This is a genomic window from Novosphingobium umbonatum (genome assembly GCF_004005905.1).
Taxonomy (GTDB): domain Bacteria; phylum Pseudomonadota; class Alphaproteobacteria; order Sphingomonadales; family Sphingomonadaceae; genus Novosphingobium; species Novosphingobium umbonatum.
This window is the reverse complement of record NZ_SACO01000004.1, coordinates 15,706-40,904: the sequence shown is the minus strand read 5'-3', so window position 1 is coordinate 40,904 and position 25,199 is coordinate 15,706. Positions and strand designations below refer to the sequence as shown.

The following is a 25,199-nucleotide window of genomic DNA, read 5'->3' as shown; positions in this document are numbered from 1 at the left end:
ATGGAGTGACAGATGCAGCACGACAAAAGCAGCAAATGGAAACGGATAAGCGCTGCCTCACGCGCGCTTTTGATGGGCGCTGCACTGGTTTTTCCCGCTTTAGGCAGCAGCGCCATCGCAAAACCCTCGGCACCGGCACAAGTCCCCGCGCCAAAGCGGATGAATGTGCTGTTTATCATCGCCGATGACCTGCGCGTGGGATCGGCCTTTGGCACGAATGAAGTGCGCATGCCCAATGTCGATGCCCTAGCGGCCAAGGGCGTCCGCTTCACCCAGGCCCAGACGCAATTCCCGCTTTGCGGCCCTAGCCGGGCCTCCTTCCTGTCCGGCCTGCGCCCCAATTCGGTGAAGGTCTATGATCTGGACACCAGCATCAGGGGCAACAAGCCCGATTTGGTGACCATGCCGCAATATTTCCGACAAAACGGTTACTTCACCGCCGCAGTGGGCAAATTGCACCATCAAGGCGTGCCCGGCACGATCGGCCTGCCGCCGGAAAAAGACCCCCACCATGATCCCCTGTCATGGGATGTGGCCTATAAGCCGATCGGCGTGGACAAAGAAATCGAGTGGGATGACAAGCTGATCAACCCGTCACATTTCCATCCAGGCATTGCGATGGCATGGTATGCCGATCCTTCGGGCAAGCCGCATACGGACGATCTGGTCGCTGACAAAACCATCGAGTTGATCCAGCAGAACAAGGATCACCCCTTCTTTATCGCTGCCGGTTTCTATCGCCCCCATGTGCCTGAAATCGCGCCCAAGGCCTATTTCGACCAATATGCCAAAATCCAGTGGCAGCCCGAAAGCCGGCCTGACACCAGCGGGATCAAGCGCAAGGAAATGGACCAAGGCCTGAGCGTGGATCAGGAAAGGGAGTTTGTGCGCGGCTATTATGCTTCCATGTCCTTCATGGATGCCCAAGTCGGGCGCATTCTGGCCGGCTTGGAAAAATCCGGCGTGGCGGATCGAACCATTGTGGTGTTCACCAGCGACCATGGCTTTAACCTTGGCGAACATGGGCACTGGGAGAAAACGGTCCTATGGCGACAGTCGACCGAAGTGCCTTTGGTTATTTACGCCCCCAAGGCGCGGGGCAATGGCAAAACCGCAGCGCAACCCGTCGAACTGGTCGATCTCTATCAAACCTTGGCCGATATGGCAGGCCTGCCCGCGCCGGTTGGTCCGGAGGGGCATAGTCTGCGCCCGTTGCTGGAAAATCCCAAGTCCAAGGCATGGAACTATCCCGCCCAATCCCAAGTCGTTAACGGGCGAAGCGTCCGCTATAAACAATGGCGTTACAGCGAATGGGGCGTGAACGGATCGGACGGCGCAGAACTTTACGACCTGTCCAAGGATCCGGGAGAATATCATAACCTTGCCCGATTGCAGCGCTATGCCGCGACGGTTGCCCGGTTAAAGCCGATGCTGCCGCCACCGCCCCCGCCATCCACGGCAGCCAAAGTTTCCAACGAAGGGCAGCTTTATCAATTTGTGCCGGGTGGACGACAGAAAATGCCTGCCAGTTGGCCTCCGGTGCGATAATATCAGGTTTAGGCAGCAGAGGCGGGCGGCTGTGCCTGCTACACCATTCCAGCAAACGCAGTTCATCGCAAAATACGGCCATTTGTGGCGAGGCGTTCTGGTCTATGATGCAATGCCGCCCAATTTTCCGTTCGTGGCATGACCACGGGGCCGATGATCCGCTGGGGCAGCGCCATAGGTGCCTCTTGACCTGACGCCTGAAGCGTAACCGGCTAGCCGCCCCAAGCCCGTTGCCGGTTACGCTCAAAAATGGTTGGCACGCAGCCAGGCCAGAAATTGGTCCAGCCACAAATCGCTGGTGGTGCCTTTGTGCTGGACACCAAAACCGTGATCGCCCGCGGCATAGAAATGCAACTCCACCTGCCCGCCAGCCTTTTGCCAACTCTCCACCAAACCAAAGCCCTGTTTGCCAAACAGCGGATCATTGGCGGCCAGAGCCACAAACATGGGTTGCGGATGGGGCGGTGGCGTCACATTTGTCATGGCGCCGTAAATCGGGGCGATAAAATCCGGCCTTGCATCGGGGGCATCGGCCAAAGTGGTGTTCAGCGTGGTCATCGCGCCCGCCGAAAAGCCCATCATGCCAACCCGATGCGGGTCTATTTTCCACTCTGCGGCGCGGGCGCGGATCAAACGCAGCGCGGCCTGCCCGTCTTCGCGTGCCAAATCCATGGCGCGGCGGGCGCTATCGGGCTTCGGTGTACCTGCCGCAGGCACGGAAAGGCGGGTGACGAAGGCCTGCCAGAACAGGTGATCGTCACTGGAGGTAGGTTCCGTCCGATATTTCAGGACAAAGGCGGTATAGCCCTGCGCAGCCAAGGCGCGGGCTGCACCCCATCCTTCATTATCGATCGAATTGAACAGGAAACCCCCACCGGGCAGGATCAGAATGGCGGTGCCATTCGCCTTGTCTGGCGCGGGCATAAAGGGTGTTAGGGTCGGCCGCGTGACGTTACGGACCCAAGGTTGATCAAAGGACATCGTCCAGATCTCGCCCGAAGCGGCAGGCTTACCCTGCCCAGCATCAGGATAGATCGCGATGGCATTAGGTTCAGGCAGGGGCGCTATACGTCGGATGGGATCAGCGGCACCTTCGCTCCGAGTGGGAGTCTGTGCCCATGCCGCCCCACCAAGGAATGCGCCACAAACCAACGTCAGGATCGCGCCACTCAGGCCCGCCTTTTTCTGGATGCCAACCACGAAAACCTCTCCTTTTTCCGGCAGCCTACACGCGCCGACCCGCCTGTCAACGCAGCGCGGGCGATAGGTGGCGGTCAAGAAAAGCGCCTTCCCTTGCGACAGGATTATTCTTAAAGCGACAAGATAACCAGAACGAGGATTCCAATGATCAAGAGCCGTGTATTCGGGGCAAGTGCTTTAGCCGTTGCCGCATTATCGCCCATGCCCTTGGCCGCACAGTCCTATCTGGAAACGCCACCCCAAACGAGGCCCCGCTTGGTTGTCACCACCGATCCGGAACTGGATGACGCCAATTCGATGCTGCGTTATCTGCTCTATGCCAATGATGTGGATACGGTAGGCCTGGTTTATGCCAGCAGCGCGGTGCATTGGAGCGGGGACGATAAAGGCACGCTTTTCAACCACCCCGATCGGGAATATTCCCATGGCGGCGCGGTCAAATGCCCCTGCACCTCCTATCGCTGGCCCAAGGGCGAATTGCATATTGATCGGGCAGTCGATGCCTATGCCAAGGTCTATGGCAATCTGAGGCAGCATGATCGCGCCTACCCTTCGCCCGACCAATTGCGCGCCGTAATCCGCTGGGGCAATGTCGATTTCGAAGGGGACATCACCCATGACACCGCCGGATCGGACCTCATCCGCTCCTTGCTGCTCGATGATGTCGCCACGCCGGTCTATTTGCTGGCCTGGGGCGGGGAAAGCACGATTGCCCGCGCGCTCAAATCGATCGAGGAACAGTATAAAGACACGCCGCAATGGCCTGCCATTCGGGCGAAGGTAATTGCCAAAGCGGTGATCGTCCCCTCCGGCCATCAGGATGACAGTTTTCAGGCCTATATCAAACCGGTCTGGCCCCAGATCCGCTATCTGGAATATGCCGATGGCGTGCCGCTGGGCTATGGCGCGCAGGCGCAGGTCAGTGAGGAAGACTCAGCCTATTTCTCGGCCGCATGGACCAAGGCCAATGTGCTGGAGCGTGGGCCGATGGGCGCGATGTATCGCGTCTGGGGCGACGGGCGGCAGATGGTACCCGACGATAAATTCGACTTTTTCGGCATCAGCGGGCGCAGCGCCGAGCAATTGAAGGCTGACGGCTATACGGTCTGGACCCCGCTACAGGAAAAAGGCTCGTTCATCAGCGAGGGCGACACGCCGACCTTCCTCAATTTTGTGCGCAACGGGCTGCAGGGTTTTCACGATGCAACCGCTGGTGGATGGGCCGGCCATCGCATGACCAAGGCAGATGCGGAGCGCATGGAAAAGCTGTTTGCCATGTTCATGCAAAACCCCGCTGCTGTGCGCCTGACACGGCATGCCAGCGATCCCTTTGTCGGGGCGGCGCAAAACGATTTTGCCGCAAGACTGCTTTGGACCACCACTCCCGCCTATGCGGGCGCCAACCACGCCCCTGTGGTCACCCTTGCATCGCCGCAAATGGTGGAGGCAAAGCGGGGGCAAACGATCAAACTCGTCGCCGAGGCCAGCGATCCGGATGGTCAGCATGTCACCATGCATTGGCGGCGCTGGGCAGCGGCGGATGACTATGCCGGATCGGTCAAACTGCAGCATGCCGATCAGCCGACCGCCACGCTGACCGTGCCGCGCAATGCCAAAACCGGCCAGACATTCCAGATTCTGGCCGAAGTGACCGATAGCGGCACGCCCGCCCTGACCGGTTACGCCAAGGTCGTGGTAAGGGTGAGGGATTGAGGCTCTAACCCGAAAGATAGCCGTCCCAAACACAATAAGCCCCGCCAGAACCAGTCTGGCGGGGCTTATCGCATCCGGTCAGGTTTAGAAGCGGATGGTCACGCCGCTCTTGGCGCCGGTCGCAGAACCATTGCCGGCATAGGCTTCCGCGCTCCAGCTGATCGCGTCGGTCAATTGCGCGGCCACGCCCAAACCACCCTTGACGCGTGTGGAGGCCAGCCCCGCATTGGCCAGCGTCATATTGACATCTTCCACGCTAACGTTGGCGGTTACGTAACGCATGCCCTGCGACAGGTCCTGATCCAGCCCCACCGCTGCCGACAGACGGATCGCGGGCGAGACCTGATAGGCCAGCTTCAGCTTGCTCTTGACCATGGCATAGTCCTGACGCTGGCTATGGACACTTAAGGCATCCAGCGCATTGACCCCACCTTCGGTAAAGCCAGCCACCGCGCTATGCACGCCCAACAATTCGACCGACGCATCCACCGACAGGGGGCTGGCGCCGTCGAAATATTCCAGACCACCGCCATAGACCGTGGCCTCGCCATTCGTCTGGCCAAAGCTGGCCGTGCCTGCATTGGTGACGCGCGTTCCCTTCAATGTGTAATCGCCATAAGTCAAACGACCCACCACGCGCAAACGCCCCTTCAGCGCCACCGGCAGCACGCCGCCGATCGAATATTGGTCGCCCTTCAACTCGCTGCGCATCAGGTCGGAGGATACATGGCCATTGCTGCGGGCATAGGACACTTCCACCCTGCCACCGGCCCATTGTGCCGCTGCGCCCAGATTGAAATGGTCATTGACGGCACGGTAATCGACATAACCATCGCGGTGATCATTGCGCTGGCTGTTGGCGCTATAGGATCCGGTCATATAGATATGGCTGGCCTTGTCGAAGCTTGCGCCATTCAAATCGGCCAGATTGTCCAGCACCGAGGTTTTCACCTGATCCATCAGGCCGATATAGGCCTCCGGCGAAGCCTTGGCAAAGGCCTGTGCGGCAGCCGCCTGACCACCCGAAGCCAAGGCGCTGCTGACATATTCCAGCAGGCGCCCGCCGTAATACTGGGTCACCCCGCCATTGCTGTTCATGCGGATCTGGTTCAAAACCGCCGTCTGGTTGGGCGTGCGCGCCACGGCGGCCTCGAAACCGGCCGTGTTGTAATCGCCCAGACCGACGACCGATCCCGTGGCGATATTATAGGCTACGCTCTTGCCAAACTGGCTGGTTACCGTGCCAAAATAACCGGACACGGAACCGGGCGTGAATTTGAACAGCTGGATCTTCTGGCCCAGCCCCAGCTCATAGGTGTTGGCATTGGTGATCGCCAGCGCGGAACCGCTGCCAATCGTCATCTTGCCGGTCACGACAATCTGGTCATAGCCGCCCAGAGCCGCCGAGACACCGGCCCCTGCATTGCCCTGCACCTCCATCAAGGCGGTGGACAGATTGCCCAGCGCCAGATTGGTTACCGTCAACACGCCGGGCGAATTGCCCGCGCTGATCGTGCCCGCGCTGCTGCCGCCAATCGTCACCGTGCCGTTGATCGTGCCAACGCCGCTTAACGTGCCGCCGCCATTGACCAGCACCGTGGTGGAATTGAGCGTGCCGCCTGCCGAGCCATCGCTATTGCCCAGATGCAAGGTGCCGCCATTGTTGACCACCGTGGAATTGGCCGTGGCCGTTCCCATCAGATTGAGCAGCCCCCCATTGACCAACAGGGCATTGGTGTTGAGCGTGCCGGTCGCCAGCAGGTTGAGCGTGGTGCCGCCTTGCACTTCAAAGCTGCCATTGGTGGCATTGATCGTGCTGCCCAGCGACAAAATGCCCGAGGTAACCTTGATCTTGCCCGAACCATTGAGCGTGCCATAGAAGTTGCCGCCATTGGCCAGATTGAGCGTATTGGTGCCCACATCGACCACACCGGTGCCGGTCAGATTGTTGATGGTCTGGTCACCGCTCACCAATTGCAGCGTGCCCGCGCTGGCCACATAGACCGACAGCGCGCTGTCCAGAATGCCCGCACCATTGACCGCAATCTTGCCCGCCAGAATATCCAGCGAGGAAGGCGCAAAGCTGCCCGCCGCACCGGCAAGGGTCAGCGTAGCCGTGCCGATTTTGACCACCGCAGAACCGGTGCCCGAAATCGAACCGGCATAGGTGCCATCGGCGGTCTGGTTCAACGTATAGGTGGAACCATTGGCCAGATGGATCGCCCCGCCAGCGCCCGACAGCGAACCGGTGGCCAGATCGCCCGTCACGCTGAGCGAACCGGCATTCTGGGCATAGGAGCCCAGCACCAGCATGTCGCCATCCACGCCGATCGTGCCGCTGTTCACCAGATTGCCGCCAATGGTCAGCGCGCCCTGTTCAACCAGACTGCCGCTATTGGTGACATTGCCGCTGACGGTGATCGTGCCGCTGCTGGCAATCGCCCCGCTATTGGTGATCGAGCTGGCAAAGAGCGAGGCGCCCGTTCCCTGATGGACGGCCCCGCTGTTGGTCAGGCCATTAAGCACCGTCAGCACATTGTCGGCCAGATTGATCGTGCCGCTATTGACGGTCTGGCCGGTCACATAGAGCGAGGGCAAGCTGGAGGACACATAATTGGCATTCAACAGGTCACTGTTGCTCAGGCTGGCCATTTGCGATGCGGCATTAAGCGTGACCGTGCCCGCATTGGTGACCGCACCAATCGCATCATCGGTGCCAACGATGAATTGCGCGCCCTCGGCCACCGACACGGCCAGCGTATCGGCCAGCGTGCCGCCGCCGGTGGTATCGATCGTCCCGCCAGCGATGGTCAGGCCCCCAGTGAAAGTGTTTGCCCCTTGCAGCGTCAAAGCGCCAGCGCCCGATTTGACCAGCGAACCAGCACCGATAATCGTACCGGCATAGGTGCTGTTGCCCGACTGGTTCAAGGTCAGGGTGTTCGCGATCAGGCCCGACGTGCTGCCCAGTTGCAGAACGCCGGTGGGATCCTGGAAACCGGTGGTGGTGATGGTGCGGCTCGCTGCCGTTTCGCCAGCGCCGCTGCCCTGCCCCAGAATGACCATCAGGCCATCATTGGTCACCGTCGATGCCGAGGTCAGATCGCCGCCCAGATAGATGGTGCCACCGGTCTGGTTATTCACCGCACCCGAAGCGGTCAGGCTGCTGGCCGTGGTGATCACGCCGCCCGACTGGTTGGTGATGCTGCCCGTGGTAGTCGCCCCACCCAGATTGATCGCGCCGGAATTGACCACATTGCCCAGCGCTGCGGTCGAGGCCAGATTGATCGTGCCCACATTGTTGATGTTGCCGGTCGCAACAGACGCATAGGCATTGAGCGTTGCCGCGGCAGCCAGCGACACGGTCGTGAATTTTTCCGCCGAATAGAGATCCAGCTCGCCACCGGTCATCGTCAGATAGCCGCCGGTCGAGGCATTCATCAGCCGCCCGATGGTGCCGTCATAGCTGGTGCTGACCACGCCATCATGCACGGTCAGACCCGTCAACGTGTTCTGTGCGGTGAAATAGATCGTGCCGCTATAACCTGTATCATTGATTTCCAGCGAACCATTGGTCCACTTGCCCGCCATCACGGCATAGTCAGTATCCACCGCCGTATTGTCATAAACGGCGATGCGACCATTCAGGCTGTTGAGGTTCACATTGTTGAGCAGGGTAACCTTGCCCAGACCATAATCGGAACCGAACAGCAGGGTCGAACCGGCCGTCACAAACCCGCCCGAGTTCCAGGTCAGTTCCTGCCGCGAGGTGCCATTGGTGACCGCGCCGAAATTGAGCACCAGACCGTCGGCACCGGCAGCAAAACCGCCGCTCCCCGTCCAGGACACCTGCGTCGAGAGCAGGCCGACGCGGCGTTCGATCGCGCCGGAGGTGAGCCAGACCCCGCTGGTGTCATTGGAAAGGCTGGAACCGATCGTGCTGCTGCCATTAAAGGTCACATTGCTGTTGACGTTGATGCCCACGCCATCGTCAGCCTCCAGCGTGGCCCCTTCGATATAGGTCTTGCCCGAATAGGTGTTGGCGCCCACCAATTGTACCAGACCACCGCCGGTGATGTGCAAATCGGCGCCATTGCCCGAGGCATAGGAGGCATCGGCAATGCTCGATGCGCTATCGTCGGCAATCGTGCCCTCCACACGGATCGTGTGGCCCGCACCGGGCGCCAGCGTGACCGTGCTGCCCTTCATCATGAAAATATCGCTGCCCGCAGCATCGCCCGCCGCGCCGCCATTGGCAGACGATCCAGCCAGCACGCTGTTGTTGCGGAACAGGGAATCGCCGGTAACCGTCAAAGACCCGCCATCACGCACAAAAATCGCGCCGCCATAGCCCGAACCGCCACCGCCGCCCGAGCCATAGGTGCCATCGCCGTTGTTGGTCGTTCCGCTGGAGCCAACGCCCCCGCCAAAACCACCGGCACCGCCGTCGCCATCGTCGCCATCCGAACCATTTTCATTATCGCTGGACGCTGATGTGCCTCCGCTGCCGCCGTTACCACCGGAGCCGCCGCCAGCCCCAAAGCCGCCACTGCCACCAGCACCACCATTTCCGCCATCACCGCCGACAGATCCGCCAGAACTGACCGCATCGCCGCCATTACCGCCGGCGCCGCCGGTGCCGCCGCCGAAAAAGTCACTGCCATTGCCGCCGTCGCCGCCGTCGCCTCCGGAGCCACCATTACCGGCCGAACCCGCAATGTAGCTTTTGGAAGTGAGCGCAATCTGGAAAGCAATATCGGCAGCCGCGCGCAAAGATTCGGCGCTGACAAAAGTTGTTTCACCACCCTCCATCACGCCGAATGCGGCCAGTGCCGCGGCCAAGCCTGCGGACAAACCTGCTGTAAAAGGAACAGCCGTCGCAGCAGCGCTCAGAACACCAAAGGCCGCGATCAGGGCTGCATAGGACCCCGATTCCTCCCCGGAAAGAGCAGCGCTAGCCACATCATAGGCTGTCGTGGCAGCAAAATAGACGGTTTCCGCCGTGGTGAACGCACCGCTGGAGCCGTTGCCCCCTTTCCCACCAGCTCCGCCAACTCCCGCGGTAGCATCGCCGCCCGTCGCCCCCTTATAACCGTCGCCCCCGTCGCCGCCGCTCCAATAGGAAAAGTCCGAGGCAGCATTCGCGCCTGCTCGGCCGTTGGCGCCATTTGCCGTATTATTGGACAAACTGTTCATCGACCCGCCGGTCGTGCTGACGCCGCCCAGACCACCGGTGGCGGTATTGCCGGTCAATTCGACATTGTTCAGCGTCAGATTGCCGCCGCTGTCCACAAAGAACACGCCGCCAAGGCCGCCGCCACCGCCGCTGCCCGATCCGCCGACCGTGTTGTAATTGGTGTAGACCGTGGTGGTGGCGTTGCTGCCTACCGTTCTGGTGCCGCTTACGATAGAGCCGGTGCCCCCATTGCCATCCACGATCGTGGTGGTGGCTGTGTCAGCCGCAAAGGCAGCTGTGCCGCCTGAACAGAGACTGACAGCCAGAAAGGATACGGATTGCAGAAATGCGCGCTTCTTTTTCACGGATGGCCCTCTGTTGGATGCAATTTTCGACGAACACGAGCGAGGGCTCGGCGCAGTGGCCGATTTATGGCGGCAAAATATACGTAAAAACCGATAACCCTCGATGTAGGCTCGTTACAAACAGGCAACAGCTTTAGGCCAGACCGGCGTGACCCATTTTGAAAAAATACGCAAAATCAGTAAAATAAATCCATAGCATCCGTCGCGGCCAGCACCGCCCATCCTGAAATTTTCTCAACGGGCCATTGCAAAAACAAGGGCTGATCCGCGCGGCCCGTCCGGCCTAAACAGCCCCATATCCCTACCGGACAGGAGCTTTCCCATGCGTGCCACTGTGATGAACAAGGCCGGTGATGTTGCCATCGCCCATGTGCCCGATGCCACCATTCTCCATCCCACCGATGCGGTCATTCGCGTGACCCGCGCCTGTATCTGCGGCAGCGACCTGTGGCCCTATAATGACGGGCCCAATGTCGCGGGGCAGCAGATGGGCCATGAAGCCATCGGCGTGGTCGAGGCGGTGGGCAGCGCTGTGGAGAAAATCAAAGTCGGGCAAGTGGTGGTGATGCCCTTTGCCTTTTCCGACGGCACCTGCCTGTTCTGCGAGGACGGGTTGCACACCGCCTGTAACCACGGCGGTTTCTTCGGCGTTGGCGGCGAGATCGGCGGCGCGCAGGCCGAGGCTTTGCGCGTGCCCTTTGCCGATGGCACGCTTTATCCGCTGCCGGTGGGGGAGGATGACGCCCTGATGCCCTCGCTGCTGACGCTGTCGGATGTGATGGGTACGGGCCACCATGCGGCCATCACATCGCGCGTGCGCCAAGGCGGCGTGGTGGCGGTGGTCGGCGACGGGGCGGTGGGCCTTTGCGGCGTCATCGCGGCCAAGCGTCTGGGCGCAGAGCAGATCATCATCATGGGCCGCCATCAGGCCCGCCTCGATCTGGCGCGGGCCTTTGGCGCCACCGATGTCGTATCCGCAAGGGGCGAGGAAGCCATCGAGCAGGTGCGCAGCCTGACCCAAGGTCTGGGTGTGCAATCCGTGCTGGAATGCGTGGGCCATGCGCAGGCGATCGAAACCTCGATGGGCATTGTCCGCAAGGGCGGCGCGGTGGGCCGCGTGGGCGTACCCCATTACCCCGCCATCCCCGCCGCCCAGCCCATGTTCTTTGGCAATGTGACCGTGGCGGGCGGCCCTGCGCCGGTGCGGGCCTATATCGATGAACTGCTGCCCGAAGTGATGGACGGCAAGATCGAACCGGGCCGCGTGTTCGACCGCACTGTAACGCTGGACGGCGTACCCGACGGCTATCGCGCCATGAACGAAAGAAGCGCGCTTAAAGTGCTGATCCGTCCGTAACCGGCGCGGCCCAGAAGGCCAAGGGCGGGATGGCAATGCTGCGCCCGCCCTTCGCCAGATCATGCCGGTCCCCGCCAGCCATGCGGCTAGCTTATGGCGCCGTCATGCGCCATCGCGTGGAAAGAGTGGAAATTTGCCCGCGTCACGGCTAGGAGGCCCGCTCCCCTGCCGATACGAGCCCGTTTTGCCCCCACCCGCTCCCCATTCTGCCCCTGACGCGCCCGCGACCGGTGCCAAAGAGCCGCCCTTCACGGGCAAGCGGATCGTGCTGGCCTTCAATCCGGCTTCCGGCAGTTTCCGCCCCGAACTTTTGCGGCAATTGCAACAGGCGCTGATCGATCAGGGCCATGGTGTGCGTGCCGAAAACAGCCGTGTTTTTCGCTTTTCGCCCGATGATCCGGTGGACCTGATCTGCGCCTATGGCGGGGATGGCACAGCGCGCACCGTGGTGCAGATGAATGGCGAGGCCGCCGATGGCGCTGCCTATTGCACCTATCCCTCGGGCACGATCAACCTGTTGGCCCGCGAGGCAGGCTATCCGGCCAACCCGAAGCAATTCGCCCGCCTTATTTCCGCGCGCCAGTCCCGCCCCACGCATTTTGGCCAGATCGACGGACAAGCCTTCCTGTGCTGTGCCTCGGTCGGGCCCGATGCCGAAGTGGTGGCCCGCGTCTCGCCCAAATGGAAGCGGCGGGTGGGCAGGCTGGCCTATGGGTTGGCGGCGCTGGGCATGCTCTGGCGCTGGCCAAGGCGCAAATTCCGCTTCACGGTCGATGGCGCGGAACTGGAAGGTGAAGCCCTGTTCGTCTGCAAGGGCCGCTACTATGCCGGCCCATGGATGATCGACCGACAGGCCAGCCTGCACAAAGACAGTTTTCAGGTCCTGATCCTACCGCGCGCGGGCCGACGGGACCTGATCCGGCTCGGTCTGGCCACCATGATTCACCCTGCACTGGGCAGCCGCCAGTGGCATAGGCAAAGCGCGCGATCGATCGATATTGACGGGCCAGAGGGGATTGCGGTGCAGGCCGATGGCGACATCATCGCCGCCACCCCGTCGCGCATTCGACTGGCACCTTTTTTCTTGAACTTTTTGTGACAAGCCAACAAGGAAGCGCCTGAGCCAAGCAACAGCTTGCCCGGGACCCATCCGTCAACACGATTTTCGGGCGCAGCCCTTAAGAGAATTCGCCAAGCATGACCATCCAACCCACTGGCCTCCTTGGACAAAATCAAGAGACCGCTGCCTCTGATCCCATCCGTCCCTGCGTACCTCTGCGCTGGTTGACGGTGGCCTTGATGGGCAGTTGTGCGGTCGTGGCCGGGTTGATGGTGCAGAATCAGTTGGGCATCAACTGGCGAAATGGAGCGTTTGCCGCCTTTCTGGCCATTCTGGGCGTTCTGGGTCTGGCGCGATATTGGGCAGTTCCAGCAGCGACCACGGCCCAAAGGCGCACCCGCGATTTTTGCGAATATGCCTTATTGATGGTTTCAGCCAGCGCGATTGGCGGTGTTGCCTCCTATGCCACAGCCAGCGACACCCAAGGCTTTGTCGACCCCTTGTTGGCCGGACTGGATGCCAAGCTGCATTTCAACTGGCTGGCATGGTATCAAATGGTGATCCACCATCCTGTGCTGCAACATCTGGGGGCGGCAGCCTATAGCTCGATCTATGTCTCGCCGGTGATCCTGTTGGGCGCGATTGCCTGGTCGGGGGATCGCTCCGCCGCCCAAAGGTTTCTGTTCACCTATTGGCTGGCGGCAACCATGACCTTGGCGCTATTCCCGCTGTTTCCGGCCAAGGGAGCGCTGGAATATCTCTGGCATGGGCCAATCCCCTATATGCCCACCAACAATCTCTATCAGGGCAGCATCATCCCCGCCCTGCGCCAACACACATTTGGCGAGATCAATCTGGGCGCCTTGCGCGGGCTGGTCTGCGCGCCCAGTTTCCACACCGTTTGCGCTACGCTTTACATCGTCACGGCATGGCCGATGCGGCGGCTGCGCTTTGTGTTGGTGCCGCTTAATGTAGCGATGCTGCTGTCCACGCCGGTGGAAGGCACGCATTATCTGTCCGATATGCTGCTCGGCTTTGCGGTGGCGCTGGTGGCACTTAAGCTGGAAGCCCTGCTCTCCACCCGCTTTTGTGCGCGTAGCGGCAAGATCAAAGGCTTTCGCCAAAGGGTGCCTGTGGTTTCCTGAAGCCCGTTTTCCGGCATCGACACCAGCCTTGCCAGCGCCCGCAGCGAATCCTTTGATTTGGTGCCGCCCCTCGTTTATGCGCATCGCCGAATGCTATGGCGCAATGCGATAGCGTAACGGATCGGGATAGGGCGCAGATGGAATCGGATCGGGTTTTGATTGCCGGCGGCGGCATTGGCGGGCTGGCACTGGCCCTGACGCTGCACCAGATCGGCGTGCCTTGCACCATCTTTGAAAGCGTCACCGAACTGCGCCCCTTGGGGGTTGGCATCAACCTGCAACCCAATGCCGTGCGCGAATTGGAAGCGCTGGGCATTGGCGAGGCGGATATGGAAGCCGTGGGCATTGCCGCGCGCGAATGGGCGCTGGTCGGCCTCAATGGCAAGGAAATCTATAGCGAGCCTCGCGGCAAGGTAGCAGGCTATCACTGGCATCAATATGCCGTGCATCGGGGCCGGTTCCATCTGATGCTGGCGGCCCATGTCCGCAACCGGCTTGGCGATGATGCGCTGCGTCTGGGGCAAAAGGTCACCGGCTATACCAAGCAGGCCGACGGTAGCGTGGTGGCCCATATCACCCATGCCGATGGCTCGCAGAGCGACGAGCATGGGGCGTTGCTGATCGGTGCCGATGGCATCCATTCCGCCATCCGCGCACAGATGCATCCCGATCAGCCCCCGATCCGTTGGGGCGGCACCTTGATGTGGCGCGGGACCAGCAAGTCTGTGCCGATCCGCACCGGCTCCTCCTTTGTCGGCCTTGGCACCCATCGCCATCGCGTGGTGATCTATCCCATCTCCGCGCCGGACGAAAACGGGCTGGCCGACATCAACTGGATCGCCGAACAGACCTATGATGCCAGCCACGACTGGACCAAGACCGGTTGGTTCCGCCCTTGCGAAGTGGCCGACTTTGCTCATCATTTCGATGGTTTCGTCTATGACTGGCTGGATCTGCCCGCGCTTTTGGCCAAGGCCGATGTCGCCTATGAAAACCCGATGATCGACCGCGATCCGATCCCGACCTGGGTGGATGGACCGGTGGCATTGATGGGCGATGCGGCGCATCCGATGTACCCTACAGGCTCCAACGGCGCCTCACAAGCGATCATCGACGGGCGAGTGCTTGGCCGCTATTTTGTGGAGCGCGGCGTCAATGCCGACAGCCTTGCCGCCTATAATGCCGAACTGTGCGAACCTGTGGGCCAATTGGCGCTGCGCAATCGCGGAGCGGGGCCGTTTGGCCTGCTCAATCTGGTCGATGAACGCTGTGGCGGCACGTTTGAATCCATCGACGATGTGATCCCCGAGGCCGAGCGCAAGGCCTTCATGCTGGCCTATCAATCGGCCGCCGGTTTCGCGCGTGACACGTTGAACGCGGCGCCGCCGATTATCGCTTCGGGTGCCAAGGCCAAGGAAAGGCTGTGCGATGACGCCAGCGCTTGAACCGGTCTGCACCCTGACCATCGCCTTGACCAAGCCGCATGAAATGGGCGCATGTGGCACGGGCACCAGACGCATCATCCCGATCAAGGGCGGGACGGTCGATGGCCCAAGGATCAAGGGACGCATTCTGGATGTGGGGGCCGATTGGCAAACGGTCTTGGCCGATGGCGTGGCCCAACTGGATGCCCGCTATGCCATCGAGACCGAGGATGGCGCGGTGATCGAGGTCCTTTCCCAAGGCATGCGGCATATGGCGCCGGAAGTGGCCGCACGTGCCGCTGCGGGTGAGGATATTCCCTTCACCGATTATTATATGCGGACATTTGTCAGGCTGGAAACCGGCCATGCATCCTATGACTGGGTCAATCGCGCGCTTTTCCTCGCTGCTGGTGGCAAGCGCGGCGCGGTGGTCGAACTGGATATTTTCCAGATCGGTTGAGGACAAAAGGGGCGGACGCTGGCAATCAGATGCCCGCCAGCATCGCGCCCTTTATCCCTCACCTATTACTTATGGTAAAAACCAATACACCATGATGCGGCCAATTATTACTTTGTCGGCGTAATATTGCAAAAGCGGCGCCGAAACCATTCCGCAAGGAAATATTCCAGAGTCGATGGAGCAGGCATTTGGCCTGCAGGCGACTTTGCTCATTTCGAAAGGCGCGAAAATACGGGAAAGCTCGTCCCCTGTCTGACAGGGACGTTGCCATAGAAAGGATGCGTCGATGGGGAACCTGTTTGCAAAAGTGTCCGAAAAGCTCATCATCGATGAGATCTCGCGCGTAGAAAACGCTTTAGCCTCAGGGGATTTATCCAGCAGGTTGCATGAATCCATCGGCAATGCGCCAACATCGGCGGTAGCGGCAGCCATCAATAGCTTGCTGGCACGGGCAACGGCTCCGGTGACGCAATTGTCATCCCAATTGAACCATATGGCCGACGAACATCATCGCGGCGATATTGATGTCATCATCGATGCACAAAGCCTGCCGGGCGACTATGGCGCAATGGCGCGACAGATCAACAGCCTGGTCTCGGCCCATATCCATGTGAAGAAACAGGCGATGGCCTGCGTCAAAGCCTTTGCCGAAGGTGATTTTAAAGCCCAGATGGAGCAATTGCCCGGCAAAAAGGCCTTTATCAATGACACAATTGAAACCTTGCGGAGAAATCTGAGCGGGTTGATTGCCGAAATGCGCCATATGTCGACCGAGCATGACCGTGGCTATATTGACGTGGTGATCGATGACGCCAAATTCCAGGGCGATTTTGGCATCGTGGCGCGCGGGATTAACGAAATGGTCGCGGGCCATATTGCGGTTAAAAAGAAGGCGATGGCCTGCGTAAAGGCCTTTGGCGAAGGGGATTTCAACGCGCCTTTGGAACAATTCCCCGGACAAAAGGCGTTTATCAACGAAACCATCGAGACGCTGCGGAAAAACCTGCGCGATATTACCGAGGAAATTCAACGCCTGATTACCGCCGCCACCAATGGAAAATTGGGCGAGCGCGGCAATGACAGCCGCTTCGTCGGCGATTTCGCAAGGTTGGTGGTGGGCATTAATGGCATGCTGGACGCCATCGTGTTGCCGATTGAAGAAGGTAACAAAGTCCTGCGTCTGGTCAGCGTCGGCGATCTCGACAAAACCGTCACCATCGAATGCCATGGCGACCATCAGAGGATGCGCGATTCCATCAATGCGCTGGTGCTGAACCTGCGCAAGACGGTCGATGTGGCAGACCGGATTGCCGAAGGCGATCTGACGATGGAACATCGCGCTTTGTCCGATGAAGACCGCCTGGGCTCGGCTCTGGCCGCGATGATCGATCGTTTGCGCAGCGTGGTCGGTGCCACTGCGGCGGCGGTGGACAGTGTCTCTGCCGGCAGCCGTCAATTGGCGGCCAGTTCCGAACAAGTGTCGCAAGGCGCCACCGAACAGGCCGCCGCAGCGGAAGAGGCTTCTGCCTCGATGGAACAGATGGCATCCAACATCAAACAGAATGCCGATAATGCCGCGCAAACCGAAAAGATCGCGCGACAATCCTCCAAGGATGCAGAAGTTTCGGGCAAAGCGGTTGAAAAGGCGGTGTCGGCCATGCGCACCATCGCCGAAAGGATAAGCATCGTTCAGGAAATCGCCCGCCAGACGGACTTGCTGGCCTTGAATGCTGCCGTCGAAGCGGCAAGGGCCGGTGAGCATGGCAAGGGCTTTGCCGTGGTCGCCTCCGAAGTCCGCAAATTGGCCGAACGCAGCCAAAGTGCCGCTGCCGAAATCGTGTCGGTCTCGGTCGACACCGTAAAGGTCGCGGCCGAGGCTGGCGAAATGCTGGGCCGACTTGTGCCCGACATTCGCCACACCGCCGAATTAGTGGCCGAAATCAGCGCCGCCTGCCGCGAGCAGGACATTGGCGCTTCGCAAATCAACGAGGCTATTCAACAATTGGATAAAGTCACCCAGTTGAACGCATCGGCCTCCGAACAGATTTCCTCGACCTCGGACGAATTGGCATCGCAAGCCGAAGAATTGCAGAACTCCATCTCCTTCTTCCGCACCGGCAATCACGCCATGGTACCCAGCAAGAAAGAACCCAAGCGGCAAAGCCAAGCCAAAGCGCTCAATATCGCATCCTTCAATGCCAAGGCGCCAGACAGAACGTCCCGCAAATCATTGAGAGTTGATCGCAAACTGCGCGATGCCGGCTACAGGCTGGATATGACCGATGGAGGAAGCGATGAAGATGACGGCGATTTCGGTCGAATAGCGGGGTAACAACCGAGGGGGCAAGAAGCCCCCTCACCCGCGTTTAGCGAAATAGGGTCAGATCGATGGCCTCGCCCATGGCCCGATAGCCTTGCGGACCAGGATGCAGAAAATCGCCCTTGTCATAGGTAGGTAGCAACCGGTCAGGATGGGCCGGATCGCGCGTGATGGCGTCAAAATCGATCACCGCGTCAAAATGGCCCTTGGCGCGAATCCAGTCGTTTACATTCTGGCGATCAGCCTCATTCTGCGCATCGGGGTGATAGAATGCGGTGCCCATGAAGGGCATAATCGTTGCGCCAATCACCTTGACCCCGCGCGCATGGGCGCGGGCAATAATCTGGCGATAGGCGGCAATCATGTTGGCAACCAGACGCTGATGCTCGGCCAGCGGAACGGGAGCCTCGCGGGTCAACGTGCCAATATCGTTGATGCCCTCCAACACAATGACATGACTCAGGCCCGCCTGACTCAACACATCCCGTTCAAACCGCGCCAAAGCATTGGGGCCCAAACCATCATGCAGCAAGCGATTGCCGCCAATGCCCTGATTGATCACCGCCTGATTGCGGAAACGCGGGTCTGCCTGCAGGCGCTGCGCCAAGATATCGGTCCAGCGGTTATTGCCATTGGTGGTGGTGCCATGGCCATCGGTGATGGAATCACCCAAAGCGACAATCACCGCCGCAGGAGCACAGCGCTCCACTTCGACACCGGCCAACTGGAACCAATGGTCGGTGGTGCTCGCCCCCGGCATATCGGCTGCCTCGCGCTGATCGCCGGCCAGAAGATAGCTGGTCGCGCGCGATCCGGGATGGCTGGTCTGGTTGGCGGGATCGGCGTCATAGGCAATGGACACCGCCAGATCACGCCCCGCTTGCATGGGCAAATCCACCGCGTCCGACCAATAGTCCGCGCCCGCCGGAATCGTAACCTCTTGCCGGCCATCAAAACGCACCGGGCGGATCGAGAGCGGATCGACCGCCGCATGGGCCGGATCCTGCGCCAGCGCGACGCTGACACCTTTCAATGTCAAAGGCTGTGTTCCGGCAAAATTGGACAGGCGCAGCCGGACCTTTTGCCCGCCCAAGGACAGGCGCAGGATTTCGCGCAAGGTTTTGCCCGCGAAACTACCGGCAGGCAGCGCATTGTTGGCATCGGGCTGAAACTGGGCCGATCCCCAGGCGGCCACCCATTGCGCCTTGCAACCGCCTTCGGCCTGCGGCTTGGCCCATGCTTGCGGCCCCACGGCGATCAGCCCTGCGGCCAGCGCCGCCAACATGCCCTGCTTCATCGCTCACCCTATCGTTATAAAGGGGCCGGTCCTACGACCAGCCCCCCGTTTGATCCCATAATGCCGGATCAGAAGCTACCCCGCAGACCGAACAGGATCTGACGACCCGGCCAGTAGATGGAGTAAGTGGCATTGTCATAGCCAAAGACGGTGCGGATCGGCTGATTGGTGATGTTGAGCACATCCACCGTCGCCTTCACCTTGCCGCCAAGGATGGGCAGGGCATAGCTGGTCGACATATCCAGCTGGCCACGCGCCACCGATTTCAACGGAACGGCGATGTTGTTCTGCGGACCATTGGCCGCGATGGCACCATCATTCCAGACATAGTTCAGGCTGAAGGAAACACCATGACCTTCATAAAAGCCCTGCAGGTTATAGCTCCACGGGCTGATACCGGTGGCCACCAGACCGGAAGACGAGGACTGCTTGATATGGGTGACATTGGCCGAAAAGCCGGTGCCCTTGATCAGGAAGTCCAGCGGCTGCACCCAGGTGGCTTCCAGCCCCTTGAGGTTCAGGCTTTGCAGGTTGACCGGTTGGGTCACGGTGACGGTGGCCGCCGAAGCCCCGCCACGGCCATCAATCGCCTGCTGCTGCGTCACGGTCAGCGACGAATAGGGAATGCCCAGCGCCGTAAAGGGCAAGGTTGTCTGCTGGTTGGTGGTGAAGCCGTCAATGTTCTTGTAGAACAGCGACAGGCCCACATATCCAATGCCGCCGGTGTAATATTCACCGCCCAGATCGATATTATTGGCCTTATAGGGACGCAGATCGGGGTTGCCACGGCTAGCCGTCTGGGCCGAAGGGTCCGAGAAGGTCAGGCCAGGCATCAGCGAACTGGCATCGGCGCGGGTGATCGTCTTGGACAGGGCAAAGCGCAACTTGGTCTTGGACGCCACATCATAGACGAAATTGGCCGAAGGCAGCAGGCCGCTATAGGTCTTGTTGAAATTCACATAGGAAATGGTCGAACCGATCTGCACCGGCCCTGCCACGCCCTGTTGGGTGCGATAATAGCGCAAGCCTGCGTTGGCCTTCAATTCACGGCCAAACAGGTCGAACACCCCGTCGCCCGATACATAGCCGCCAAAGGTCGATTCCTTGATATTACCCGTCGACCCACCGGTGACCGCCCCCAAAGCCTGCGGGGCGGTGTCGCGGTAATAGGCGTAATTGGTGGCCGCCATCAAAGAGGTGAGGTTGGGCGTGATCCAGCCCGTGTAGCCCACATTGGACGAGGACAAATGGCCGAAATTGTTGACCGCCGAGCCCAGCAGATACTGGCTGACCTGCGAGTTCAACACCGAACCGGTCGTCCCCGCGCAAGTCGAACCGCAAACCGATGTCTGGAAGGCTGCCGAATTGTCATAGGCGATGATCTGGCGCGTGGCACGGTCCCATGCAGCACCGGCGCGCAGCATCAGCTTGGAATCGCCCCAGGACAGATCGAGATGCGCGCCTTTGGTATCGGTGGTGCGGCGCACATTCTGCACCGTCACGCGATACCAGCGCCATCCGGCATTGGGATCGGCCAGATTGACATTGGTGGTGATCACCGGCTGCAGGGCACCGGTCGGGTTGCTGTAATAGACATCCACGCCCGATTGCGGGGTGGTCTGGAAATTGAATGCAGGCTGTTCGCGGAAGAAGGTCGAATGCCCGAAATTGACCTGCGCCTCCACCTTCAGCTTGTCCGCCGGTTTCCACATCACATTGGGGTTGATGTTGTAAAAGCGGGTGGTCTGCTTGAAGATCGCATATTCGTTAAAGAAGCTGGAATTGGCGAATGTGCCGTTGGTGACGATATTGTTGCTGTCCACCGTCAGGCCAATCGGAACCATGCCGCCGGTCGAGGTGGGCGAAGTGCCGGGGCCGGAATTGCGGACATACCAGTTCATGCTCGAACGGGTGTAGTCACGCTTGGAAACGGCATACATCGCGTCCAGCGCGAATTGCAGCGTATCGGACGGGCGCCATTCCAACGATACCAACGATGAAATGCGCGAGCGCGTGCCGCTGGTCAGGCTGTTACGGCCAAGGCGCGGGATGATCGCGCTGCCCAAAGTGGAGAGCGGCAGGCCAGAGGTCTGGGCCAGATTGACGGTCGAACCGGCGGTATAACCATGGCCGACATTATTGGGCATGACCGAGGCATATTGGAAACCGTTACCGGTACCAACATCGCCATTGGCCGAGCCCAGATTGCCATCGGTCCAGCCCACGGTTTCAAAGCCATCGATGCGGGTGCTTTGCCGCACGCCCGACACACCGACCAGAATGCCGAACGTGTCCCAGGTCTTGCTGGCGATCAAGGAGCCGCGCGGCGAGACCGAGAAATCGGTGTCAGTATACTGCCCTTGAGCAATAGCGGTGACATGAGTGCCCCGCTTGTCAAACGGGCGGGCGTTGCGCAGATTGACCACGCCAGCGGTACCGCCCTCCAACTGCGATGCCAGCGGGCTCTTGGACAGCTCCAGCTTGGTGAACAGTTCGGAAGGGAAAAGGTCAAGATCAACCTCGCGGTTGGCGCTGCCACCGGTCGTCCCGCCATCCGAAGCGACGGCGATCTGGGTGTTGTTCAATAAAACCTTGGAAAATGATGGGCCAAGGCCGCGAATAGCGACTTGTGTACCTTCACCGTTAATATCACGGTTCAAGCGAACACCAGGCATGCGGTTCAGCGTTTCAGCCAGATTGGTCGCCGGAAGCTTACCAATATCTTCGGCATAGATAGCATCGCCAAAGCCGACCATCGCCTGCTTGGCCATGGTCGCGCTTTTCAAAGACGCGCGCAGGCCGGTCACCACGATTTCATTGGCGGGTACATCATTCACTTGCGATGCGGCCGCAGTTGCGGTCTGGGCCTGTGCCGTGCCGATCACCGTCAGCGCGGTAGCGGCATAGAGGGATAGACGCATAGCGTGGGTATACGAAGTCATTCGCTTTCCTCCTCTCCTGTGCGCTGGTGGCCGATTCATCGGTCCATCTCGTATGGTAGCGCTATCAGATTTACGCCTGATGTGCGACCGCCAGCGCCTTGTCAAGTTCCTGTTATCGATGTGGCTGCAATGTTGATTACTTGTAGCGGTAAAACTTCACGCGCTGGATCTGCCACTGGCCAGCGGGGATCTGGATATGGCGGCCTTGGTGGGTTTGATCGCCATTCAGCAAGCGTCCCGCCCGCCACTGACCTGCCGAATCAAAGCGCCCCTCCCATGCCGAATCAATACCCGCCTGTCCCCCGCCATCCTTTGCCGGAGCAAAAGTCACTGTGACGCCCGAACCACCGATCAGATATTCCTCTGGCCCGATCTGCACGATTATTCCGCCCGCCTCGGCGGTTTTGGAGGACAGGGCCGGACGCTGGATGTCGGCATAGGCCACGGTAAACCGGTAATCCCCGATCACCGCCACTTGCGGCTCATAGAGCAAGGTCTCGTCATAGAGCGCCTTGGGCCGGAAACCGGCCATTTTGTTCAAACCCTGCGCCGCCAGAATATGCGGCGCCAACTGTTCAAGCACATCATAGGCCGCGCCCAATGCGCCGGACTTGTCATCAATGGATTCGATGGAGAAAGGCCCAAAGCCGATCGCATCCAATTGGCCTATCGCATAAAACGCATTGCCCGCGACTTGGGGATGGTCCGCATTATTGGCCTCGGGCACGAACAGGGGATTATCGGCACGCTTGTAGCGGTTCACAATATCCACAAAATTGGGAAAATAGATGTCGGGAGACAGCATATCGATGCTGGGCGCCCCCGCCTTCCATACATCGATCAAATGGGGCAACGGGCCACCACTGGGATATTCCCCCGGCAAACGTCCGGGCCGGTTGAGCGCGACATTGACATACATCGGCAGGTCATAGGCCGCCTTGCCCGCCTTGGTCAGTTCATCGGCGAAACGGGCATAATACCATGCGGTGAACACTTCCTCGGCGGCTATCCCGCCCCCGAAAACCTCTGCCCATGTGCCGCTGGTCCGCGCGCCTTGCGCCGCCCACAGGCGCTTCATCTCTGGCACCAAACTATCCCGATGCGCAGTCAGATAGGCGGTCAATTCCCTCGGCACCTGCCCTTGCCAAGCCGCCTGCGCCAATGGCCCATAATCGCGGGCCACCGGCAACATGCCGATCTCATTCTCGACCTGCAGCATCACCACGGTGTTCTGCTTGCCATCAACCTGTTTGATATGTGCCATCAAGGCCGCCAAGGCCTTCTGGTCCGAAGCCAAAGTCGTTGGTGCCATGGCCGAGAGGATTTCAACCTCTTGCCCATTGACCAGGGCCGCGCGGGGGAAACGGGCCTGATCGCGCTTCACCCAGCTGGGCACATAGGTGGACATGGAATTCTTCCACGCCCCGAACCACAGGAAAACCAGTTTCAGATTGTTGGCCCGCGCATCGCGGATCAGATTATCCACCTGTGTGAAATCGAACTTGCCCTCGACAGGCTCCAGCAACTCCCACTGAACCGGCGCCAGCACCGTGTTGAGATGCATGTCGCGCAATTTCTTCCAATGCGGCGCCATATAGGCCGCGCTGGAGGAGGAGGAGTTGCCCAATTCGCCCGCGATGAGCAGCATGGGCTTGCCCTGCACTTGCAATTGACGGGCAGTTCCCTGCTGTACCAAATGCGGCGGCTCGGCCATGGCAGGCAAGGACAGCGCAAGCGCCGACATGCCAGTCATGAGGCGAAAGAAGGCGCTCTGGCTCACAGTTTATAGGCCTTTTTGACGAGATTATAGGTCAGATCCTGCGCAACTTCTGCCGCTTCCCAATCGGCCATGCGATGTTCGGCCACCATCTGGGCAAGGAAGCCGCAGTCGATGCGGCGGGCCACATCATGGCGTGCGGGGATTGACAGGAAGGCGCGCGTATCGTCGTTGAAGCCGACCGTGTTGTAGAAGCCCGCCGTTTCGGTGGTGGCATGGCGGAAGCGGCGCATGCCTTCGGGGCTGTCATGGAACCACCATGCCGGACCCAGCTTCAAACAGGGATAATGGCCCGCCAACGGCGCCAATTCGCGCGCATAGACGCTCTCATCCAGCGTGAAGAGGATGATCGAGAGGCTGGCCTCATTGCCATATTTGTCCAGCAAAGGCTTGAGCGCGTTGACATAATCGGTGCGCATCGGAATGTCGGCACCCTTGTCGCGGCCCAGCGCTGCAAACAGGGCCTCGTTGTGGTTGCGGAAAGAGCCGGGGTGGATTTGCATCACCAGACCATCCGCAAGGCTCATGCCCGCCATCTCGGTCAGCATTTGCGCGCGGAACAATTCGGCCTCGGCGGCGGTGAAGCTGCCCTTGGCCACCTTGTCAAACAAAGCCTCGGCCTGCGCGGCAGACAGGTTGGCGGTTTGCGCAGTGGGGTGACCGTGATCGGTGCTGGTGGCGCCATGCTGCGCAAAGAAAGCGCGGCGCTGGCGATGAGCGGCCAGATAGCCGTTCCATGTCAGGCAATCCTCGCCGGTAATTTCGCTAAAGCGCTTTAGGTTATCGCGGAAGCCTTCGAATTCGGGGTCAACCACCGGATCGGGGCGATAGGCGGTAACCACCTTGCCGCCCCATGCGCCGCTGGCATTGTCAGCCTGAATGGCGGCGTGATGCTCCAGCGTGTCGAGCGGGCTTTCGGTGGTGGCGATCACCTCGATATTGTACCGCTCGAACAGGGCACGCGGGCGGAAAGCATCGGTGGCCAGCGCATCAGTGATCGTGTCGTAATAGAGATCGGCCGTGTCCGATCCCAGCATCTGGGTAAAACCAAAGACTTCGCTGAACACCCAATCCGACCACATGCGCGAGGGCGTGCCGCGATAGAGGTGCCAATGCTCGGCCAGAATGCGCCATGCCTTGCGCGGGTCATAGGTCGCCTTGTGGTGGCCAATGCCCAGATCGGCCAGATTGACGCCCTGCGAATAGAGCATGCGGAACAGATAATGGTCAGGCCGCAGCAGCAGTTCGGTGGCATTGCCGAAAGGCTGGTTTTTGGCAAACCAGCTGGGGTCGGTGTGCCCATGCGGGCTGACAATCGGAAGGCCTGCAACGCTGGCGTAAAGCTCGCGGGCGATGGAGCGCAAGGCCGGATCGGCAGGCAGCAAACGGTCGGGATGGACCAGCAAGGGATGCGACAT

15 protein-coding genes are annotated in these 25,199 nt (G+C 60.2%); 8 read left to right on the top strand and 7 right to left on the bottom strand.

Going from position 1 to position 25,199, the window contains the following annotated elements:
* Positions 1 to 12 precede the first annotated feature (12 nt).
* A complete protein-coding gene (locus EOE18_RS06620; RefSeq protein WP_246027299.1) occupies positions 13 to 1,548 on the top strand; it encodes a sulfatase in 1,536 nt (511 codons plus the stop codon).
* Between the two features lie 243 nt (positions 1,549 to 1,791).
* Here the strand turns inward: EOE18_RS06620 and EOE18_RS06615 are convergent, their stop codons facing one another.
* On the bottom strand, positions 1,792 to 2,748 hold the full coding sequence (locus EOE18_RS06615) for an alpha/beta hydrolase (RefSeq protein WP_127707519.1): 957 nt from the start codon (positions 2,746 to 2,748) through the stop codon (positions 1,792 to 1,794).
* A 144-nt stretch (positions 2,749 to 2,892) separates the two neighbouring features.
* Here EOE18_RS06615 and EOE18_RS06610 point away from each other — a divergent pair, with 144 nt between their 5' ends.
* Positions 2,893 to 4,461 carry a DUF1593 domain-containing protein gene (locus EOE18_RS06610; protein ID WP_127707517.1) on the top strand — a complete coding sequence of 523 codons (1,569 nt, stop codon included), beginning with the start codon at positions 2,893 to 2,895 and terminating at the stop codon, positions 4,459 to 4,461.
* Between the two features lie 84 nt (positions 4,462 to 4,545).
* On the opposite strand, the gene EOE18_RS18925 is transcribed toward EOE18_RS06610, so the two are convergent.
* Positions 4,546 to 9,999, bottom strand: coding sequence for an autotransporter outer membrane beta-barrel domain-containing protein (locus EOE18_RS18925; RefSeq protein ID WP_127707515.1), 5,454 nt, complete (start codon positions 9,997 to 9,999; stop codon positions 4,546 to 4,548).
* A 322-nt stretch (positions 10,000 to 10,321) separates the two neighbouring features.
* On the opposite strand from EOE18_RS18925, the gene EOE18_RS06600 reads away from it, so the two are divergent.
* The 5 genes from EOE18_RS06600 to EOE18_RS06580 all read left to right on the top strand — a co-directional run bounded on the left by EOE18_RS06600 (position 10,322) and on the right by EOE18_RS06580 (position 15,445).
* Positions 10,322 to 11,356, top strand: a complete 1,035-nt coding sequence (locus EOE18_RS06600; RefSeq protein ID WP_127707513.1) for a zinc-binding dehydrogenase — start codon at positions 10,322 to 10,324, stop codon at positions 11,354 to 11,356.
* Between the two features lie 184 nt (positions 11,357 to 11,540).
* On the top strand, positions 11,541 to 12,455 hold the full coding sequence (locus tag EOE18_RS06595) for a diacylglycerol/lipid kinase family protein (RefSeq protein WP_164852680.1): 915 nt from the start codon (positions 11,541 to 11,543) through the stop codon (positions 12,453 to 12,455).
* Positions 12,456 to 12,553: 98 nt separating this feature from the next.
* Positions 12,554 to 13,561, top strand: coding sequence for a phosphatase PAP2 family protein (locus EOE18_RS06590; RefSeq protein ID WP_127707508.1), 1,008 nt, complete (start codon positions 12,554 to 12,556; stop codon positions 13,559 to 13,561).
* 137 nt (positions 13,562 to 13,698) lie between these two features.
* Positions 13,699 to 15,006: a flavin-dependent oxidoreductase gene (locus tag EOE18_RS06585; protein ID WP_127707506.1), complete on the top strand. Its 1,308-nt coding sequence runs from the start codon at positions 13,699 to 13,701 to the stop codon at positions 15,004 to 15,006.
* Positions 14,990 to 15,445, top strand: a complete 456-nt coding sequence (locus EOE18_RS06580; protein ID WP_127707504.1) for a DUF3237 domain-containing protein — start codon at positions 14,990 to 14,992, stop codon at positions 15,443 to 15,445. The genes EOE18_RS06585 and EOE18_RS06580 overlap by 17 nt, the downstream gene beginning before the upstream one ends.
* Before the next feature lie 69 nt (positions 15,446 to 15,514).
* Here EOE18_RS06580 and EOE18_RS18770 read toward each other — a convergent pair whose 3' ends face one another.
* Entirely contained in the window at positions 15,515 to 15,877 is a 363-nt protein-coding gene (locus tag EOE18_RS18770; RefSeq protein ID WP_246027332.1) for a hypothetical protein, read from the bottom strand.
* On the opposite strand from EOE18_RS18770, the gene EOE18_RS06575 reads away from it, so the two are divergent.
* The gene (locus EOE18_RS06575; protein ID WP_246027329.1) at positions 15,771 to 17,777 is read left to right on the top strand and encodes a methyl-accepting chemotaxis protein; all 2,007 of its coding nucleotides are present in this window, start codon (positions 15,771 to 15,773) and stop codon (positions 17,775 to 17,777) included. The genes EOE18_RS18770 and EOE18_RS06575 overlap by 107 nt on opposite strands.
* Before the next feature lie 34 nt (positions 17,778 to 17,811).
* Here EOE18_RS06575 and EOE18_RS06570 read toward each other — a convergent pair whose 3' ends face one another.
* The 4 genes from EOE18_RS06570 to uxaC all read right to left on the bottom strand — a co-directional run bounded on the left by EOE18_RS06570 (position 17,812) and on the right by uxaC (position 25,199).
* A complete protein-coding gene (locus tag EOE18_RS06570) occupies positions 17,812 to 19,062 on the bottom strand; it encodes an SGNH/GDSL hydrolase family protein (RefSeq protein WP_127707500.1) in 1,251 nt (416 codons plus the stop codon).
* Between the two features lie 68 nt (positions 19,063 to 19,130).
* On the bottom strand, positions 19,131 to 22,004 hold the full coding sequence (locus tag EOE18_RS06565; RefSeq protein ID WP_127707498.1) for a TonB-dependent receptor: 2,874 nt from the start codon (positions 22,002 to 22,004) through the stop codon (positions 19,131 to 19,133).
* A 136-nt stretch (positions 22,005 to 22,140) separates the two neighbouring features.
* A complete protein-coding gene (locus tag EOE18_RS06560; RefSeq protein ID WP_220445980.1) occupies positions 22,141 to 23,784 on the bottom strand; it encodes a GH35 family beta-galactosidase in 1,644 nt (547 codons plus the stop codon).
* A complete protein-coding gene (gene uxaC, locus EOE18_RS06555) occupies positions 23,781 to 25,199 on the bottom strand; it encodes a glucuronate isomerase (protein WP_127707496.1) in 1,419 nt (472 codons plus the stop codon). The genes EOE18_RS06560 and uxaC overlap by 4 nt, the downstream gene beginning before the upstream one ends.